Source organism: Aeromonas sp. R6-1 (genome assembly GCF_040908165.1).
Classification (GTDB): Bacteria; Pseudomonadota; Gammaproteobacteria; order Enterobacterales; family Aeromonadaceae; genus Aeromonas; species Aeromonas caviae.
In genome coordinates, this window is the sequence record NZ_JBFODF010000041.1 from 53,208 (window position 1) to 71,569 (window position 18,362).

An 18,362-nucleotide genomic window follows, 5' to 3' on the forward strand; every position below is an offset into this window, starting at 1 on the left:
AAAGTTGCCCCGCAGATCCACCTCTATCCGGATGCCTTGTCGGTCATGGGCAATGAACGTGTCAGCTCAGCTCGTAACGCAGCCAGTGGTGCAGGGCCTGCACGGTATCAAAGTGAAGGTCGGCGCCCCAGAGGGCGGGATCCTCGTCATCATTGAGATAACCCCAGCCAGCCACCGCGGTACGCATGCCGGCATTGCGGCCAGCCTCGATGTCGCGCACGTGATCCCCCACATAGAGACACTGGCTCGCCGCGATGCCGAGCCGCTCGCAGGCAAAGAACATGGGGGCTGGGTCGGGCTTGCGCACCGGCAGGGTGTCGGCGCTCACGGTCACGCCGCAACTGGCGAGTTCAGGCAGGGCTGCCAAGAGCGGTTCGGTGAGAAAACCCGGCTTGTTGGTGACAATGCCCCAGGGCAGCTTTTTCTCGTCGAGCCACTCGATGAGATCCACCATGCCTTCATAGGGGCGGGTGCCGACGCAGAGGTTGGCGGCGTAGTAGTCGAGCAGGGCGGTGCGAAGGCGGGTGGCCCCCAGCTCCTCGAGCAGTTCGTCACCAAGACCGGCCCTGAGCAGCCCGAGGGCCCCGTGGGAGGTGGTCTGGCGGATGATGTCGTCAGAGAGCGGAGCAAAGCCTTCGCTTATCAGCACGTGATTGACGGCGGCGCCAAGGTCTGGCGCGGTGTCGAGCAGGGTGCCGTCCAGATCAAACAGCACGCAGCGCAGGGGCATCGGGTGAGGTGTGCTCATCAGCCTTGCTCCGGGCGCTCGAACGCCACCATGTAGTTGACGTCGACATTCTTGCCGAGCTTGAAGCTGTTGGAGAGCGGGGCGTAGTGAACGCCGCTCATGTCCCGCACCAGCAGGCCCGCCGCTTCCCCCATGCGACAGAGTTCGGCGGGGGTGATGAACTTCTTGTGGTCGTGGGTACCCTTGGGGACCATCTTCATCAGGTACTCTGCCCCGAGGATCATCATCAGATAGGCTTTGGGGTTGCGGTTGATGGTGGAGACGAATACCTTGCCCCCCGGCCGTACCAGGATGGCGATGGCGCGCAGCACCGAGGCCGGGTCCGGCACGTGCTCCAGCATCTCCATGCAGGTGACCACGTCATACTGGCCAGGCGCTTCATCGGCGTGGGCTTCGGCGGTGATCTGGCGGTACTCGAGCTCCACACCTTGTTCCAGCGCGTGCAGGCGGGCGACGCCGAGGGGCTCCTTGCCCATGTCGATGCCGGTGACCCGGGCTCCCCGGCGGGCCATGCTCTCGGAGAGGATGCCGCCACCGCAGCCGATGTCGATCACGCGCTTGCCAAACAGGCCGCCGCTCTTGTCGGTGATCCAGTCAAGGCGCACCGGGTTGATTTGATGCAGCGGCTTGAATTCGCCCTCCATGTCCCACCAGCGGGAGGCGATGGCTTCAAATTTGGCGATTTCTGTCAGATCGACATTGGCATCACTATTCATGTTTTGATGATCCTGTGGCAAGGCGCGCAGCGGGCTGGGCGCGCGCAATCTATTGTCCTGGCGCGCATTATAACGGACCGACCTCGTCGCACCAGCCCGATGTGCTCATCGGATTTGTGGCTTAATGTATTTGGCTCAGTGTGTTACCATGTCGCGCTGTTTAAGCCAAAGAACAACTAATTAGGGATTAAGGCTTTCTATGAGCGATCTGGCCAGAGAGATCACGCCGGTCAACATCGAAGAAGAGCTCAAGAGTTCCTATCTGGATTACGCCATGAGCGTGATCGTAGGACGAGCTCTGCCGGATGTGCGTGATGGCTTGAAACCGGTTCACCGCCGCGTTCTGTATGCAATGAACGAGCTGGGGAACGACTGGAACAAGCCCTATAAAAAATCGGCCCGTGTGGTCGGTGACGTAATCGGTAAATATCACCCGCATGGCGACATCGCCGTGTATGACACCATCGTCCGGATGGCGCAGGATTTCTCCATGCGCTACATGCTGGTCGACGGTCAGGGCAACTTCGGTTCGGTGGACGGCGACAACGCCGCGGCCATGCGTTACACCGAAGTGCGGATGGCGCGCATCTCCCACGAGCTGCTGGCCGATCTGGACAAAGAGACCGTGGACTGGGTGCCTAATTACGACGGCACCGAGATGATCCCGGCGGTCATGCCCACCAAGGTCCCCACCCTGCTGGTCAACGGCTCCTCCGGTATCGCGGTGGGCATGGCGACCAACATCCCGCCTCACAACCTCACCGAGATAGTCAACGGCTGTCTGGCGCTGATCGAGAATGGCGACCTCACCATCGACGAGCTGATGACCCATGTCACCGGCCCGGATTTCCCCACAGGTGGCATCATCAACGGTCGTTCCGGCATCGTGCAGGCGTACCGTACCGGTCGCGGCTCCGTCTATGTGCGGGCCAAGGCCGAGGTGGAGGTGGACGAGAAGAGCGGTCGCGAGACCATCATCGTCCACGAGATCCCCTATCAGGTGAACAAGGCGCGGCTCATCGAGAAGATCGCCGAGCTGGTCAAAGAGAAGAAGATCGAGGGCATCAGTGCCCTGCGCGACGAGTCCGACAAGGACGGCATGCGCATCGTCATCGAGATCAAGCGCGGCGAGTCCGGCGAGATTGTGCTGAACAATCTCTACAAGCACACCCAGATGCAGACCACGTTCGGCATCAACATGGTGGCGCTGGACAACAACCAGCCCAAGGTGATGAACCTCAAAGAGATCCTGGATGCCTTCCTGCTGCACCGCCGTGAAGTGGTGACCCGCCGGACCGTGTTCGAGCTGCGCAAGGCGCGGGATCGGGCGCACATCCTGGAAGGGTTGGCGGTGGCATTGGCCAACATCGACCCCATCATCGAGCTCATTCGCCACAGTGCGACCCCGGCGGATGCGAAAGCCGCCCTGGTAGCCAAGGGCTGGGAGCTCGGCAACGTGGCCGCCATGCTGGAAAAAGCGGGCGACGACGCGGCTCGCCCCGAGTGGCTGGAGCCTGAGTTCGGCATCCGTGAAGGGCAGTACTTCCTGACCGAGATCCAGGCCCAGGCCATCCTTGACCTGCGTCTGCACAAGCTGACCGGCCTCGAGCACGAGAAGATCCTGGAAGAGTACCAATCTCTGCTGGATCTCATCGCCGAGCTGCTGCACATCCTGGCAAGCCCGGAACGCCTGATGGAAGTGATCCGTGACGAACTGCTGGCCGTGCGCGAGCAGTACGGCGACGAGCGTCGCACCGAGATCAGCATGTCCAGCGCCGAGATCAACATCGAAGATCTGATCACCCCGGAAGACGTGGTAGTCACCCTGTCTCACCAGGGCTATGTGAAGTATCAGCCGCTCTCCGACTACGAGGCCCAGCGCCGAGGTGGTCGTGGCAAGTCGGCCACCCGGATCAAGGAAGAGGACTTCGTGGAGCGTCTGCTGGTGGCCAACACCCACGACACCATCCTGTGCTTCTCCACCCGTGGCAAGGTCTACTGGCTCAAGGTCTATCAGCTGCCGGAGGCGTCCCGTGGCGCCCGCGGTCGTCCGATCATCAACCTGCTGCCGCTGGATGAGGGTGAGCGCATCACCGCCATCCTGCCGGTGAAAGAATATGACGCCGACAAGTACGTCTTCTTCGCCACCGCCAACGGCACCGTGAAGAAGACCAGCCTGTCTGACTTCAGCCGTCCGCTCTCCTCCGGTATCCGTGCCATCAACCTCAAAGAGGGTGATGAGCTGATCGGGGTGGACATCACCGATGGCAGCAACGAGATCATGCTCTTCTCCGATGCGGGCAAGGTGGTTCGCTTCGCGGAAGGCAGCGGTCGCGCCGATGCCGATGCCACTGACGAGGTCGACACCGATGACGACGCCGGCAACGACGATGACGGCAGCGACAACGGCGAAGGCACCGAAAGCAAGGGCACCTTCAAGGGCGTACGTCCCATGGGTCGTACCGCTGCTGGCGTGCGCGGCATCAAGCTCGGCGCCGGTGACAAGGTGGTCTCCCTCATCGTGCCCCGTGGTGATGGTGCCATCCTCACCGCTACCGAGAACGGTTACGGCAAGCGCACCGCGCTGGACGAGTACCCGACCAAGAGCCGTGGTACCCAGGGCGTCATCTCCATCAAGGTGGATGAGCGCAACGGCAAGGTGATCGATGCGATCCAGGTCGAAGATACCGACCAGATCATGCTGATCACCAACGGCGGTACCCTGGTTCGTACCCGGGTGTCCGAGGTGAGCGTCATCGGCCGCAACACCGGCGGTGTGCGTCTGATCCGTACCGGTGAAGACGAGACCGTGGTTGGCCTGCAGCGCGTTGCCGAGAGCGACGAAGAGGAAACCGAGGCCCTGGCTGTTGAAGGGGAGGTGTCTGAAGGCACCGACACCGCAGCGGACGCTGGCGCCGTCGATACCGGGGAGGCGGGCGACGAGTAATCGTCCCCCTTTGTCCGGTGCAAAAGAGCGACCTTGATGGTCGCTCTTTTTTTGTCTGCCTCACCGCAGGCTCTCCCCGTCCCTGTGCTTGCCCTGGCGCCCTCTTTTCTGCTGCGAGGCTCCGTCTGCCGTGCATGCAGCCCTGCCTGCCACGGCGTCATCTTCCTGATATGCAGGGTTGGTCCCATCGCATCAACACGATTCCTTCACTCGGCTGTCATGGCCCTGTCATGACGGCCAGCCATGCTGCCTGCGTTGAATGAGGCCACCACAGAGGCAGGCATCGCTTGCCAGGAGCACTGTTATGACGAGCTGGGTAATGTGGGAGATCTGGTGGAGCCGGATGTGGGGAGGGCAGGAGAAGGCGCGCCTTAGGGTGGATGAGGAGGAGGTGGCGCACGAGCCATCCCGCCTGCCTGCGGAGCTGATTGCACAGCGCCATCCAGCGGGGAGCTGCCCGCCGAGACCACGGGGCTGACGGCGCTCAGAACAGACGCAACTGCTCGCCCGGGCGGATGAAGGCGGCTGTATTGAGTGTTACATGGCGCTTGCCCAGTTGCAGCCGCCTGCTGATCAGGCGAAAGCGCTGGGCGAGCAGGTTGGCAAACTGTCCTTCACCTCGCATGCGGCTACCAAAGGTGGCGCTGTTGAGTGCGCCGCCCCGGCTTGCCCGCAGCTGGTTGAGGATCGCCTCTTTCTGGCCGGGATAGTGCGTATCGAGCCAGTCGCAAAAGAGGGTGGTGAGCTCGTGGGGCAATCGCAGCAAGATGTAATCCGCACAGCCCGCCCCGGCGTCGACGGCGGCCTTGATGATCTGTTCCAGTTCCGGCTCGTTGAGCCTGGGGATCATGGGGGCGGCGAGCACGCCGACCGGCACACCGGCCTTGGCCAGTCGTTCGATCACCTTGATCCGCCCAACCCCCGTGCTGGCCCTGGGCTCCAGCTGTCGCCTCAGCGTCTCATTGAGGGTGGTGACCGACACCATCACCTGGCATAACCCTTCCCGGGCCAGCTCGGTCAGCAGATCGAGGTCGCGCAGGATCATGGCGCTCTTGGTGATGAGCCCTACCGGATGGCGATGAGCCAGCATCACCGTCAGGAGTTCGCGAGTCAGGCGATAGTGGTGCTCGATGGGTTGATAGGGATCGGTATTGGCCCCCAGTACGATGGTTTGCGGCTGATAGGCTGGCTTGGCAAACTCCCGTCGCAGCAGCTCGGCAGCATTGGTTTTGGCAAACAGCTTGCTCTCAAAATCCAGCCCGGGGGAGAGCTCAAGGTAGGCGTGGCTAGGTCTGGCATAGCAGTAGATGCAGCCATGCTCGCACCCCTGATAGGGATTGATGGAGCGACCGAAGGGAAGATCCGGCGAATCGTTGTAGCTGATGATGCTGCGGGCGCTGATCTCCGTCACCTCGGTGCGGGGAGCGCTGGCGGCAAATGCCGCGTCCCAGTCGCTCTGACTCCAGCCGTCGTCAACTGGTTCGATTTGCGGGCCGCTGAAGCGGTGCTCGACATTGTGGTTCGCGCCTCGTCCTGCCATCACATCACCAATATACTGTTTATATATACAGTTATTTTGCTGTGTAGCCCGTCAAACTGCAAGTTCGCAAAGAGCGACCCCATGAAAGAGGGTGAACCCAGGTGATCTCCTGCTTGATCTGTTGCTACATTTCGTTTACATAGACGAAATGCGAACCAGATCACGGAAAATGTCATGCAACCTACTATCGCCCGCTGGCTCTTCATCACCCTCATTGCGCTGGTCATCTGGCGTCTGATCCCGCTCTCCACCGAGCAGGAGCTGGCGGCGGCCAACCGCGCCTGGCGGACAGGGCACTTTGATGAGGCGACCCGGATCTGGTCGCCCCTGGCGGAGCAGGGCCAGCCACGGGCACAGGCGCTGATGGGTTGGAGCCATGAAGTGGGGCAGGGGAGCGAGCAGGATATGGATCGCGCCATCCGACTCTATCGTCAGGCTGCGCAGGCGGGGGACGCTTTCGGCCAGTATCGGCTGGGAGAGGTCTATCTGCGCGGGGCCGGGGTGAAGCGGGATCTGCACGAGGCGTTTCGCTGGATGCAGCTGGCAGCCAGGAACGGTGATGTGCCCGCCATGCTGAAGGTGGGCATCCTGCACCTGATGGGGGTCAACGGGCGGGTTGAACTGGCCGAGGCGAAGCAGTGGCTCTATCAGGCCTCGCAAAAGGGCAACAAGATGGCACTCCAGGTATTGCAGGAGATGGCGCTGGCCGAGGAGGGACGCAGCGCCTTCGATTTCAATGGCCACTCTTTTCTGAACGCCGGTTAGGGATCAACGGCTGGCGGTGACTTTGCCGGGCGTCACGTCCGTGACATAGAGGGTACTGCGCTCGGCACTGTGGACGATGCTGCATACCTCCCGCTTGCTGCCATCACCCAGGATCACCAGCTCACCGATATGGACGGGACAGTGAGTCGTGAGAAGGTGATCCGGATGAACCAGCTTTTCTGCATGCTCCGGAAATGAAATGTCGTAGGTGTACATCATGCTCTCCTTGCTTTGGCTGACGCCTCAATCTGGTACAGGGTATGGCAGCAGAAGGGCGCCCTCGCAAGTAGGACAGGTTGACACCCGCGCTTAAGCGGTATGCAAAATCGCCAAGACAGCTTGTCTGGGTTGTCGCGTCTGATACAATCCCCCGCTGTACCTCTCAATGGATGGCCTTGCACACGCCATATGGTGTGCCACTGCCGTGTACCAACCGTATTGTGAACGGTGAAACTCGGGAGTGAACAGCTGGACATGAAAGGGTTTCTCCAACCTGCATGTGGCCTTTGGTAGGGGTCACCACTGTATAAGGAAACACCTAATGCCAATCATTACTCTGCCTGACGGCAGCCAACGTCAATTTGCCCACGCCGTTTCCGTCATGGATGTGGCCGCGGACATCGGTCCCGGTCTCGCCAAGGCGTGCATTGCCGGTCGGGTAAACGGTGAACTGGTGGATGCCTGCGAGCTGATCGAAGCCGATGCCTCCCTGGCCATTATCACCGCCAAAGACGAAGAAGGTCTGGACATTCTGCGCCACTCCTGTGCTCACCTGCTGGGTCATGCCATCAAGCAACTCTGGCCCCAGACCAAGATGGCCATCGGTCCCGTCATCGACAACGGTTTCTACTACGACATCGATCTCGACCGCACCCTGACCGATGAAGATCTGGCTGCCTTGGAAGAGCGCATGCTGGCGCTGGCCGCCAAGGATTACGACGTCATCAAGAAGAAGGTCTCCTGGCAGGAAGCGCGCGACGTGTTCGAAGCCCGTGGCGAGACCTACAAGGTCGAGATCCTGGATCAGAACATAGCCCGTGATGACCAGCCCGGTCTCTATCATCACGAAGAGTACATCGACATGTGTCGCGGCCCGCACGTGCCCAACATGCGTCACTGCCACCACTTCAAGTTGCAGAAGATGTCCGGCGCCTACTGGCGCGGCGACTCCAATAACAAGATGCTGCAGCGCATCTACGGCACCGCCTGGGCCGACAAGAAGCAGCTCAAGGCGTATTTGCAGCGTCTGGAAGAGGCCGCCAAGCGCGACCACCGCAAGATCGGCAAGCAGCTCGACCTGTACCACATGCAGGAAGAAGCGCCGGGCATGGTGTTCTGGCACAACGACGGCTGGACCATCTTCCGCGAGCTGGAAACCTTCATCCGCGGCAAGCTCAAAGAGTACGACTATCAGGAGGTGAAAGGCCCCTTCATGATGGATCGCGTGCTGTGGGAGCGTTCAGGTCACTGGGAGAAATACGCCCAGGCCATGTTCACCACCCAGTCCGAAAACCGCGAGTACGCCATCAAGCCGATGAACTGCCCGGGTCACGTGCAGATTTTCAACCAGGGTCTGAAATCCTACCGCGATCTGCCGCTGCGCATGGCCGAGTTCGGCTCCTGCCACCGCAACGAGCCGTCAGGCTCCCTGCACGGCCTGATGCGGGTTCGGGGTTTCACCCAGGATGACGCCCACATCTTCTGTACCGAAGAGCAGATCATGGAAGAGGTGTCTGCGTGCATCCGCATGGTCTATGACGTCTACGGTACCTTCGGTTTCGAAAACATCGTGGTCAAGCTCTCGACCCGTCCGGAGCAGCGTATCGGCTCTGATGAAGCCTGGGATCGTGCCGAGGCTGCGCTGGCCGAGGCGCTGGAACTCAACGGCCTGAAGTACGACCTGCAACCGGGCGAGGGGGCTTTCTACGGTCCCAAGATCGAGTTCACCCTGCACGATTGCCTTGATCGTGCCTGGCAGTGTGGTACCGTGCAGCTCGACTTTGCCCTGCCGGGCCGTCTTGGCGCCACCTATGTAGGCGAAGACAACGAGCGCCACATCCCCGTGATGATCCACCGCGCCATTCTGGGCTCGCTGGAGCGCTTCATCGGGATCCTGACGGAAGAGTACGCCGGTCTGTTCCCGACCTGGCTGGCGCCGACCCAGGCCGTGGTCATGAATATCACGGATAACCAGGCCGATTATGCTGTGAAAGTTGCCAAGGCATTGAATGATGCGGGCCTTCGCGCAAAAGCGGACTTGAGAAATGAGAAGATTGGCTTTAAAATCCGCGAGCATACTTTGAAGCGAGTACCCTTCATGCTGGTCTGCGGCGACAAAGAAGTAGAAGCCGGCAAGATTGCAGTGCGTACTCGTAAAGGGGCTGACCTGGGCTCTTATCCTGTTGAAGAGCTGATTGCTCTGTTGACCCAGGAAGTTCAGACCCGCGGACAAAAGAAAGTGGAGGAATAAGCTATAAAAGGCGGAAAAAAACTGGGCAAGCAACCGCAAGCCCGCGCTCACCGGATCAATGAAGAGATCCGTCTGAAAGAAGTTCGTCTGACTGGTCTGGATGGTGAAGCCATTGGCATCACCTCCATTCAGGATGCGCTGAACTTGGCCCTTGAGGCTGGAGTGGATCTGGTCGAGATCAGTCCGAACGCTGAGCCGCCCGTTTGCCGGATCATGGATTACGGCAAATTCCTCTACGAAAAGAGCAAGACCACCAAAGAACAGAAGAAAAAGCAGAAAGTCGTCCAGGTCAAGGAAATCAAATTCCGTCCTGGCACCGACGAAGGCGACTATCAGGTAAAACTACGCAACCTGGTTCGCTTTCTGGAAGACGGGGACAAGGCAAAGGTCACCCTGCGCTTCCGTGGTCGTGAAATGGCCCACCAGGATCTTGGTATCAAGGTTCTCGAGCGCGTCAAGAACGATCTGGAAGAGCTGGCCGTAGTCGAATCGTTCCCGAAAGTCGAAGGCCGTCAAGCTGTGATGGTCCTCGCACCCAAGAAGAAATCTTAAGGCCCACAAGAAATTGACTCATGGGGCTGGCCCCATGAGTCGGTTCGCCTTGCGATTTTGTTGTCACTCACAATGCGGAGTATGAAATGCCGAAGATGAAAACCAACCGGGGCGCCGCAAAGCGCTTCAAGAAGACTGGCTCAGGTCGCTTCAAGTGCAAGCACAACCACCTGCGTCACATCCTGACCAAGAAGAGCAGTAAGCGTAAGCGTCAGCTGGGACCGAAGTTCTTTGTTTCCGCTGCCGACCACAAACGTGTTGTCGCTTGTCTGCCGTACGCATAAGGGGGGATGTGAAAAATGCCAAGAGTTAAACGTGGTGTGACCGCTCGCGCTCGTCACAAGAAAGTAATGAAAGCCGCCAAGGGTTACTACGGCGCCCGTTCCCGTGTCTACCGCGTAGCGGTACAAGCGGTAACCAAAGCTGGTCAGTATGCCTACCGTGACCGTCGCCAGAAGAAGCGTCAGTTCCGTCAACTGTGGATTGCGCGTATCAACGCTGCAGCCCGTCAGAACGGCCTGTCCTACAGCCGTCTGATCGACGGTCTGAAGAAGGCTTCCATCGAGATCGATCGCAAGATCCTGTCCGATATCGCCGTTCACGACAAGCTGGCTTTCACCGCCCTGGTTGAAAAAGCTAAAGCAGCTCTGGTCTAATCCAGTTCTGTTATAAAAATAAAGGAGGCTCAGGCCTCCTTTTTTGTTGTCTGTTTTTGAGCGTTGGCAGGTAGCATGCCACGTTCATGAATGCTTTATCCTTCCATATGCCAACAAACTAGAACAAACGACGCTTGTCTCAATCCTGTTGCACCTGGCTTGTGGCTTTTCCATATAACAAAATGATTTGCAGGGAGAAAAGCCCGTCATAACTATGGTCAGCCAAGGGGCTTTTTTTGTATTATTCCCCTCTTGACCTTATTTAGCCTAAAGGCTCCTGTTCCGGGAGTGGTGACGAGGAAGACATGCAACAGCTTGAAGAAGTAGTCGGCCAGGCCAAGGCCGAAATTGAGGGCGTAAGCGACATCGCCGCCCTCGACGAAATCCGGGTCAAATATCTGGGTAAAAAGGGCTTTTTTACCGAGCAGATGAAGGGACTGGGTGCCCTGTCCGCTGAAGAGCGTCCCGCAGCGGGCGCCGTGATCAACCAGGCCAAACAGCAGGTTCAGGATGCCCTGAACGCGCGTCGTGAAGCCCTCGAAGTCGCCGTGCTGAACCAGAAGCTGGCCGCCGAGACCATCGACGTCAGCCTGCCGGGCCGCCGCATCGAGAATGGCGGTCTGCACCCGGTGACCCGTACCATCGAGCGCATCGAGCGCCTGTTTGGCGAGATGGGCTTCAAGGTTGCCCGTGGTCCCGAGATTGAAGATGGCTTCCACAACTTCGATGCGCTGAATATCCCGGCTCACCACCCGGCGCGTACCGATCACGACACCTTCTACTTCAATCCTGATCTGATGCTGCGTACCCACACCTCCGGTGTGCAGATCCGCACCATGGAATATCAGCAGCCGCCGATCCGCATCATCGCGCCGGGCCGCGTCTATCGTAACGACTACGACATGACCCACACCCCGATGTTCCACCAGGTCGAAGGCCTGCTGGTCGACGAGCATGCCAGCTTCACCGAGCTGAAAGGCATCCTGCACGACTTCCTGCGCAACTACTTCGAGGAAGACTTGACCATTCGCTTCCGTCCTTCCTATTTCCCGTTCACCGAGCCGAGCGCCGAAGTGGACGTGATGGGCAAGAACGGCAAGTGGCTGGAAGTGCTGGGCTGCGGCATGGTGCACCCGAACGTGCTGCGTTCGGTCGGCATCGATCCGGAAAAATACTCCGGCTTTGCCTTCGGCATGGGCGTTGAGCGCCTGACCATGCTGCGTTACGGGGTCAACGACCTGCGTGCCTTCTTCGAAAACGACCTGCGCTTCCTCAAGCAGTTCAAGTAAGGGCGAGAGAACATGAAATTCAGTAAATCCTGGGTGATGGAGTGGGTCCGCACCGAGTTGAGTGACAATGCACTGGCCGAGCAGATCACCATGGCCGGTCTGGAAGTGGACGCCGTGGAAGCGGTGGCCGGCCAGTTCAACAATGTGGTCGTGGGTGAAGTGGTCGAGTGCGCCCAGCACCCGGACGCGGACAAGCTGCGGGTGACCAAGGTCAACGTGGGCGAGGCCGAGCTGCTGGACATCGTCTGCGGTGCGCCGAACTGCCGTGCCGGCCTCAAAGTGTGCGTGGCCAAGGTCGGGGCGACCCTGCCGGGTGATTTCACCATCAAGAAAGCCAAGCTGCGCGGCCAGCCGTCCCACGGCATGCTCTGCTCCTTCAGCGAGCTGGGCATCGACGTCGAGGCTGATGGCATCATCGAGCTGCCGCTGGATGCCCCCATCGGGACCGATATCCGTGAATACCTCGCGCTCAACGACGTCAGCATCGATGTGGATCTGACCCCAAACCGTGCCGACTGCCTCGGCATCGCGGGTCTGGCCCGTGAAATCGGCGTGCTCAACAGCGTGGACGTGGTCGAGCCGACCTGGGCGCCGGCTGTTGCCACCTGTGATGCCACCTTCCCGATCCGGGTTGAAGCGCCGGCGGATTGCCCCCGTTATCTCGGTCGTGTCATCAAGGGGCTGAACCTGCACGCCCAGAGCCCGCTCTGGATGCAGGAGAAGCTGCGCCGTGGCGGCATCCGTTCCATCGACGCCATCGTCGACATCACCAACTACCTGCTGCTGGAATACGGCCAGCCGATGCACGCCTTCGACCTGGCGACGCTTGAAGGGGAACTGGTGGTGCGCCGCGCCCGTGCCGACGAGCCCATGACTCTGCTCGATGGCAACGAGGTGAAGCTCAAAGAGACCACGCTCGTGATTGCCGACGCCAAAGGCCCTGCCTGCATGGCCGGCATCTTCGGCGGCGATCGCACCGGTGTCTCCGAGACCACCACCGACATCCTGCTGGAGTGCGCCTTCTTCGCGCCGCTCTCCATCACCGGCCGTGCCCGTGCCTACGGTCTGCATACCGATTCTTCCCACCGCTTCGAGCGCGGGGTGGATCCCGAGCTGCAGGCCAAGGTGATGGATCGTGCCACCCGTCTGCTGCTGGACATCTGCGGCGGTGAAGCGGGTCCGGTCATCGAAGTCAAATCCGATGCCCATCTGCCCAAGGCTGCCCCCATCAAGCTGCGCCGCACCAAGCTCGACAAGGTGATCGGCATCAGCGTGGCGGATGCGCAGGTGGTCGAAATTCTGACTCGTCTGGGCATGCAGGTAACCGTGGATACTGACGGCTGGACCGCGCTGGCTCCCTCCTGGCGTTTCGACATCGCCATCGAGGAAGACCTCATCGAGGAAGTGGCCCGCATCTACGGCTACAACAATATCCCGAACCTCAAACCCGCCGCATCCCTCGCGATGGTAGAGCAGGCAGAAGGGCAGGTGACCCTGAAGCGGGTGCGCGACCTGCTGGTTGACCGCGGTTTCCAGGAAGCGATCACCTACAGCTTCGTGGATCCCAAGGCTCAGCAGACCCTGTTCCCGCAGAGCGATGCCATCGTGCTGCCGAACCCGATCTCGGTCGAGATGTCCGCCATGCGCGTCTCTCTGTTCCCGGGTCTGGTGCAGGCGGTGGTCTACAACCAGAACCGTCAGCAGCCGCGCGTGCGCCTGTTCGAGCAGGGCCTGCGTTTCATCAAGGACGAGAATGCCGAGAACGGCATCCGTCAGGAGCCCATGCTGGCCGGCATCATCACCGGCAACCAGGGGGACGAGCACTGGGATGTCAAGGCCCGTCCCGTCGACTTCTTCGATTTGAAGGGTGACCTGGAAGCGGTACTGGATCTGACTGCAGAAGGGGCTACCTTCACCTTCGAGCGCACCGAGCACAGTGCCCTGCATCCGGGCCAGAGCGCAGCCATTCTGCGCAATGGCGTCGTGATCGGCCACATCGGCGTGATCCACCCGAGCCTCGAGAAGAAGCTGGGGCTCAAGAGCCGCGCTGTCATGTTCGAGCTGGAGCTGGACAAACTGACGCCGGCCAAGGTGCCGGTTGCTGCCGAAGTATCCAAGTTCCCGGCCAACCGTCGCGATATCGCCGTGGTGGTTGACAGACAGATCCTGGCAGGCGACGTTCTGGCAGTAATTAAAAAAGTTGGCGGAAATCAGTTAGTTGGAATAAACTTGTTCGACGTATACCAGGGCGCTGGTATGGCAGAGGACAAGAAGAGCCTGGCCATCAGCCTGGTGTTGCAAGACACCCAGCGCACCCTGGAGGAGAAAGAGATCGCCGAGACCGTGGACAATGTCGTGCGGGCCCTCGGTGAAGAGTTGAATGCATCCTTGAGGGATTGATCTATGGCGCTTACCAAAGCCGACATTGCAGAGCACCTGTTCACCCAGCTCGGGATGAGCAAGCGTGAAGCCAAAGATATGGTGGAAGCCTTCTTTGAGGAGATCAGACAGGCGCTCGAGCGTGGCGAACAGGTCAAGATTTCCGGCTTCGGTAACTTCGATCTTCGCGAGAAGAACCAGCGTCCCGGACGCAACCCCAAGACGGGGGAGGATATTCCCATCAGCGCCCGTCGTGTGGTGACCTTCCGGCCCGGCCAGAAGCTCAAGGCCAGGGTAGAAAATGTTGAACCCAACGAGTGACAAAAAGCCAGGCAATCGCCTGGCTTTTCCGTTCCGATGATAAAAATCCTTCTGTTGTCCGGCGCGCTGCTGGCCTTGCCACTGCGTGCCGCCATACTCCCGCTGTCACCGGATGCCCAGGCTTATGCCGATTCGCTCACCGGGCTGACCTTCTGTTACCCGGCCCTGCAACGTCCTCCCTATCTGGAGGCGGAGGGGGGCCTGCTTATCGATCGCATGACGCGGCTGGCAGAGTTGTTGCCGGTACCGGTGCATGTCGAGAAGCGGCCGAGCTGGGCAGCAGTGACGCAGGATCTGCTGAACGGGCGCTGCGATCTCATTCCTCACGTCGGGCCTGCCCGATCGAACTCGAGCGATACCGTCTTGAGCCGCGCCATGCTGGAAGCGGAGTCTGCCATCCTCTATCGGGGTGAGCTCGATCAGGCGCAGTTTCTGGTGTCACCCATCTGGCAGGCCCAGGAGACCCTGAAGCGTCTCTATCCTGGTTCATCCCAGCAACTGCTGACCGATGCCGAGAACTGGTATGGCGCCCTGGTGGCCGGCAAGGGCAGCGCCTATCTCGGTGATTATCTGCAACTGCGCTACCTGATGCGGGAGTACCCGGATGAAGGGCTGCGTCTTCGCCGTCTTCGCAGCGACGATCTGGTCATCAGCTACCGGCTGATGATGCGCAACCAGCCCGAGTTGCTGGAGCTGGTGGATACGGCCATCCGCTATTTGCCGCCGGGCAGTCTCTACCGGGATCTGGGCAAGTATCTGCCTCAGGGTGAGCAGGATGTGAATCCCCTGCATTTTACCGACAAGGAGCAGGCCTGGCTGGTCGGCAAGGCCCACACCATCAAGATGGTGGCGGATCCCGGTTTCATGCCATACAGCGGCGTCAACCAGCAGGGAGAGCTCATTGGCTGGAGTGCGGATGTCTTGCGGGAAGTGAGTCGGCAGACGGGGCTGCGCTTCGAGCTGGTGCCTGCCGCCAGCCGGGAGGAGGCGCTGGCATTGCTGCGCAGTGGCGATGCCGCCATGATGGTCGGACTGATGGAGTCCGCCGCCCTGAACAAGGAGTTCGACTTCACGAGGATGGTGGCGACCAGCCGCTATGCCCTGGTCAGTCGCAGCAAGAGGGGGTCTGCCTCCCTCGCGGAGGTCAGTGGCAAGGTGGTGGTCCCGAGAATGCTCTATGATCCCGGCCTGCTTGCCCGGTTCGGCCAGCATGAGTGGGAGGTGACCGACAACCTGCTGCAGGGATTGGCGGCGGTGCGGCATGGGGATGCCCAGGCCATGCTGGCGGAGTTGTACCAGCTCCAATATCCCATTCGAAACAACCAGTTGAGCGAGCTGACCATCACCGAATTGCCGGAGCGTTTCGGCCTCGGCTTTGCCATCCGGCCGGAACAGACCAGCCTGGCAGGGGTACTGGATCAGAGCCTGATGACCCTCAATGATCGGCAGGTGGACGATCTGGTGCAACGCTGGCGCCGCCTGGTGGTCAACCAGCAGGAGGGGGTCAGCTATGGTTTCTGGCTTGGCTCCGTGTTGCTGGCACTGCTGATCAGCATGGCGGTGATCTGGTCAGTCTGGCGATCCCGCCAGCAACTGGCCCAGGAGGCCCGCGAGCGTCACAAGGTGGAGCAGGCGCTGGCGCTGGAAAGCAAGTTCAGGGAGTCTCTCTTCCAGGCGCTCCCCGTTCCCGTGTTCTTGCGCAATGACAAGGGGGAGGTGATCAAGCGCAACAAGCGGGCCAAGCGCATGGAGGCGCGCTACGCCGCCGATCTGGTGCTGCCCGCGCCACAGTTGCAGGGCGCCGAAGGGGAGCTGGCGCTGCACGAGCAGGTCTACTCCTATGCCCAGATCCCCTTGCGACTGGGGCCCCAGGCACCGGCAGGGGATCTTATCGCCCTCTCCGACATCAGCGCCCTGCGCGAGCGTACCCGCCTGCTGCGTCAGGCAGAGCGGCGCCTGCGCGCCCTCACCAATACGGTGCCCGGTGTGGTGCTGCAATTCACCCTGCTGGGGGGAGCCATCACCCGGGTGGAGTTTGTGAGCCGGGGCAGTCACGAGCTGCTGGGGCTGGCGAGCCAGCAGATCCGGGTCAATCCCAACGAGACCCTGACCCGCATCTCCCATCAGGACAGGCGCGAGATGCGAGCACCCATGCTGGCCATGCTGCAAGCCGGACGACCGTTCTCCCATCTGCTGCGCTATCAGCACCCCGCCAAGGGAACCCGCTGGCTGCAATTTTCCGGCAGGGGGCGCCGTCAGGGAGAGGGGTGGCGGATCTACGGGGTGGTGCAGGATGTGACGGCCAGGGTGGAGCAGGAGCACTCCCTGCAACTTTCCCACGAGCAGGCCCAGCAGGCCGTGCTTGCCAAGGGGCGCTTCCTGGCCGCCGTGAGCCACGAGATCCGCACCCCCATGAACGCCATGCTCGGCCTGCTGGAGTGGCTCGAGCAGACCGGACTCAATGCAGAGCAGGCCTCGGTTCTGGCCCATGTCAGACAGGCGGGCAATGAACTGCTCGGACTGCTCAATGACGTGCTCGACTTCAGCCGCAACGAGACGCGCCAGTTGCGCCTCTCCGTGCAGCCCACGGATCTGGTGGAGCTGTGCGAGCATGTGGCGGCGGTGCACTGGTCCAAGGCGCGATCCCGCCATCTGCAACTGCGCCTGGCGCTCGACCCGGCGCTGCCCGCCTTGATGGAACTCGATCCCCACCGGGTGCAACAGGTGCTGCACAACCTGCTCTCCAACGCCATCAAGTTCAGCGAGCAGGGAGAGGTGGTGCTCTGGGCCCGGCGGCAAGGGGAGTGGATTTTGTGCGGGGTGGATGACGAGGGGCCCGGGATCAGTGCCGAGCTGTTGCCCCGGTTGTTCCAGCCCTTCGAGCAAGGGGAGGAGCCTGGCCAGCCCAGAGCCCAGGGGACCGGGCTTGGGCTGGCCATCTGCCGCCAGCTGATGGAACAGATGGGGGGCGAGATCCGGGTTGAACCTCTGGCTCGCGGGGGCAGCCGTTTCCTCTGTTCCTTGCCCCTCAGACATGCGCAGGAGAAGGCGCCCTGGCAACCGCGCGTCAAGACGGTCTCCCTGCAACTGTTGCCCGGGGAACTTGAATATATGCGGGCCTGGCTCGCAGCGTTTGGCGTGGCCGAGGACCCGGCTGCACCTTGCCTTGGGGCCATGCAGGACGATGGGGGCTTGCGCGCCTGGTACTGGCAGGGGGAACCCTGGATCCCGGGCTCCGTGGTCAGCCTGCTGCAACCCAGACTCGTCCGTGGCGCCGAGGAGATCACGGACCTGCCGGGGGCAGGCAGGCGGGTGCTGCTGGTGGAAGATCATGAGGTGAACAGAATGCTGATCAGCATGCAGCTGGGTCAGCTGGGTGCCCGGGTATTGAGTGCGGCCAATGGCCGTCTGGCACTGGAGATCCTGCAATCGGAGTCGGTGGATCTGGTGCTGACGGACCTGCAGATGCCGGTGATGGACGGCGCCGAGCTCTGCAGGCAATTGCACGCCGATGAACGCTGGCAGCATCTACCCGTCTATGTGATCACCGCCGATCTCAGCGAGCAGGCGGCGCAGCGACTGGCGGAATGCGGCTGTCAGGGCCATCTGGACAAACCCGTCTTGCTCAGGGATCTGGCCGTACTGCTTCGTACCGTCTTTGGCCCCCATGATGGGGGGAAGGCACCGCAGCCAACGGCAGCCCTTTCCCTGCCCGTGTCCCTCAGCCCGGCCCTCGTTGACATCTATCTGGCATCGGTTCACCAGGATCTGGCCGACATTGAGCGGTGTGTCACACAAGGGGACGAGAAGGCCCTCAATACGGCTTTACACAAGATGAAGGGGGCCGCCAAAATGGTGGGGGCTACCCCCCTGGTAGAGGTGATCGACCGTTGGCAGGAGGCCCCCGGACATCCCCTTGGAGCCGCCTTGAGGCAGTGCGTGGAAGAGGTCTGCCGACAACTGGGCGAGAGAGCATGAC

The 18,362-nt window shown here is 60.9% G+C and carries 15 protein-coding genes; 11 read left to right on the forward strand and 4 right to left on the reverse strand.

The features are described 5' to 3' along the window. Positions 1-61: 61 nt before the first annotated feature. Entirely contained in the window at positions 62-748 is a 687-nt protein-coding gene (locus tag AB5Y68_RS12065) for an HAD family hydrolase (RefSeq protein WP_201872696.1), read from the reverse strand. Continuing rightward, the gene (ubiG, locus tag AB5Y68_RS12070) at positions 748-1,464 is read right to left on the reverse strand and encodes a bifunctional 2-polyprenyl-6-hydroxyphenol methylase/3-demethylubiquinol 3-O-methyltransferase UbiG (protein WP_368207190.1); all 717 of its coding nucleotides are present in this window, start codon (positions 1,462-1,464) and stop codon (positions 748-750) included. Before ubiG ends, AB5Y68_RS12065 begins: the two co-directional genes overlap by 1 nt. A gap of 199 nt (positions 1,465-1,663) precedes the next feature. On the opposite strand from ubiG, the gene gyrA reads away from it, so the two are divergent. Both gyrA and AB5Y68_RS12080 read left to right on the forward strand, forming a co-directional pair. Then, positions 1,664-4,411, forward strand: a complete 2,748-nt coding sequence (gene gyrA / locus AB5Y68_RS12075; protein ID WP_368207192.1) for a DNA topoisomerase (ATP-hydrolyzing) subunit A — start codon at positions 1,664-1,666, stop codon at positions 4,409-4,411. Between the two features lie 304 nt (positions 4,412-4,715). Further along, positions 4,716-4,889: a hypothetical protein gene (locus AB5Y68_RS12080; protein ID WP_164882096.1), complete on the forward strand. Its 174-nt coding sequence runs from the start codon at positions 4,716-4,718 to the stop codon at positions 4,887-4,889. Between the two features lie 6 nt (positions 4,890-4,895). Here the strand turns inward: AB5Y68_RS12080 and AB5Y68_RS12085 are convergent, their stop codons facing one another. Next, positions 4,896-5,951: a PA0069 family radical SAM protein gene (locus AB5Y68_RS12085; protein ID WP_039040761.1), complete on the reverse strand. Its 1,056-nt coding sequence runs from the start codon at positions 5,949-5,951 to the stop codon at positions 4,896-4,898. Positions 5,952-6,125: 174 nt separating this feature from the next. Between AB5Y68_RS12085 and AB5Y68_RS12090 the strand changes: the two genes are divergently transcribed. Further along, positions 6,126-6,716: a tetratricopeptide repeat protein gene (locus tag AB5Y68_RS12090; protein ID WP_039040762.1), complete on the forward strand. Its 591-nt coding sequence runs from the start codon at positions 6,126-6,128 to the stop codon at positions 6,714-6,716. A 3-nt stretch (positions 6,717-6,719) separates the two neighbouring features. On the opposite strand, the gene AB5Y68_RS12095 is transcribed toward AB5Y68_RS12090, so the two are convergent. Then, positions 6,720-6,932: a hypothetical protein gene (locus tag AB5Y68_RS12095; RefSeq protein WP_010674802.1), complete on the reverse strand. Its 213-nt coding sequence runs from the start codon at positions 6,930-6,932 to the stop codon at positions 6,720-6,722. A gap of 325 nt (positions 6,933-7,257) precedes the next feature. On the opposite strand from AB5Y68_RS12095, the gene thrS reads away from it, so the two are divergent. The 8 genes from thrS to AB5Y68_RS12135 all read left to right on the forward strand — a co-directional run bounded on the left by thrS (position 7,258) and on the right by AB5Y68_RS12135 (position 18,361). Next, a complete protein-coding gene (thrS, locus tag AB5Y68_RS12100; protein ID WP_010674801.1) occupies positions 7,258-9,186 on the forward strand; it encodes a threonine--tRNA ligase in 1,929 nt (642 codons plus the stop codon). 21 nt (positions 9,187-9,207) lie between these two features. Continuing rightward, on the forward strand, positions 9,208-9,738 hold the full coding sequence (gene infC / locus AB5Y68_RS12105) for a translation initiation factor IF-3 (RefSeq protein WP_185219337.1): 531 nt from the start codon (positions 9,208-9,210) through the stop codon (positions 9,736-9,738). A gap of 86 nt (positions 9,739-9,824) precedes the next feature. Continuing rightward, entirely contained in the window at positions 9,825-10,022 is a 198-nt protein-coding gene (gene rpmI / locus AB5Y68_RS12110) for a 50S ribosomal protein L35 (RefSeq protein WP_005300673.1), read from the forward strand. 15 nt (positions 10,023-10,037) lie between these two features. Then, the gene (gene rplT, locus AB5Y68_RS12115; protein WP_010674800.1) at positions 10,038-10,394 is read left to right on the forward strand and encodes a 50S ribosomal protein L20; all 357 of its coding nucleotides are present in this window, start codon (positions 10,038-10,040) and stop codon (positions 10,392-10,394) included. Positions 10,395-10,699: 305 nt separating this feature from the next. After that, entirely contained in the window at positions 10,700-11,683 is a 984-nt protein-coding gene (pheS, locus tag AB5Y68_RS12120; RefSeq protein ID WP_039040764.1) for a phenylalanine--tRNA ligase subunit alpha, read from the forward strand. Between the two features lie 12 nt (positions 11,684-11,695). Further along, positions 11,696-14,083 (forward strand): phenylalanine--tRNA ligase subunit beta, encoded by a 2,388-nt coding sequence (pheT, locus tag AB5Y68_RS12125; protein ID WP_039040765.1) that lies wholly within the window; start codon positions 11,696-11,698, stop codon positions 14,081-14,083. Between the two features lie 3 nt (positions 14,084-14,086). Then, entirely contained in the window at positions 14,087-14,383 is a 297-nt protein-coding gene (gene ihfA / locus AB5Y68_RS12130; protein ID WP_005300715.1) for an integration host factor subunit alpha, read from the forward strand. Between the two features lie 54 nt (positions 14,384-14,437). Continuing rightward, positions 14,438-18,361 carry a transporter substrate-binding domain-containing protein gene (locus AB5Y68_RS12135; RefSeq protein ID WP_039040766.1) on the forward strand — a complete coding sequence of 1,308 codons (3,924 nt, stop codon included), beginning with the start codon at positions 14,438-14,440 and terminating at the stop codon, positions 18,359-18,361. Position 18,362: the final 1 nt, after the last annotated feature.

What these genes read in the sequence shown, in the direction of transcription:
- AB5Y68_RS12065 (WP_201872696.1), bottom strand. Translation starts at nt 748, where the DNA reads ATGAGCACACCTCACCCGATGCCCCTGCGCTGCGTGCTGTTTGATCTG.
- ubiG (WP_368207190.1), bottom strand. Translation starts at nt 1,464, where the DNA reads ATGAATAGTGATGCCAATGTCGATCTGACAGAAATCGCCAAATTTGAA.
- gyrA (WP_368207192.1), top strand. Translation starts at nt 1,664, where the DNA reads ATGAGCGATCTGGCCAGAGAGATCACGCCGGTCAACATCGAAGAAGAG.
- AB5Y68_RS12080 (WP_164882096.1), top strand. Translation starts at nt 4,716, where the DNA reads ATGACGAGCTGGGTAATGTGGGAGATCTGGTGGAGCCGGATGTGGGGA.
- AB5Y68_RS12085 (WP_039040761.1), bottom strand. Translation starts at nt 5,951, where the DNA reads ATGGCAGGACGAGGCGCGAACCACAATGTCGAGCACCGCTTCAGCGGC.
- AB5Y68_RS12090 (WP_039040762.1), top strand. Translation starts at nt 6,126, where the DNA reads ATGCAACCTACTATCGCCCGCTGGCTCTTCATCACCCTCATTGCGCTG.
- AB5Y68_RS12095 (WP_010674802.1), bottom strand. Translation starts at nt 6,932, where the DNA reads ATGTACACCTACGACATTTCATTTCCGGAGCATGCAGAAAAGCTGGTT.
- thrS (WP_010674801.1), top strand. Translation starts at nt 7,258, where the DNA reads ATGCCAATCATTACTCTGCCTGACGGCAGCCAACGTCAATTTGCCCAC.
- rpmI (WP_005300673.1), top strand. Translation starts at nt 9,825, where the DNA reads ATGCCGAAGATGAAAACCAACCGGGGCGCCGCAAAGCGCTTCAAGAAG.
- rplT (WP_010674800.1), top strand. Translation starts at nt 10,038, where the DNA reads ATGCCAAGAGTTAAACGTGGTGTGACCGCTCGCGCTCGTCACAAGAAA.
- pheS (WP_039040764.1), top strand. Translation starts at nt 10,700, where the DNA reads ATGCAACAGCTTGAAGAAGTAGTCGGCCAGGCCAAGGCCGAAATTGAG.
- pheT (WP_039040765.1), top strand. Translation starts at nt 11,696, where the DNA reads ATGAAATTCAGTAAATCCTGGGTGATGGAGTGGGTCCGCACCGAGTTG.
- ihfA (WP_005300715.1), top strand. Translation starts at nt 14,087, where the DNA reads ATGGCGCTTACCAAAGCCGACATTGCAGAGCACCTGTTCACCCAGCTC.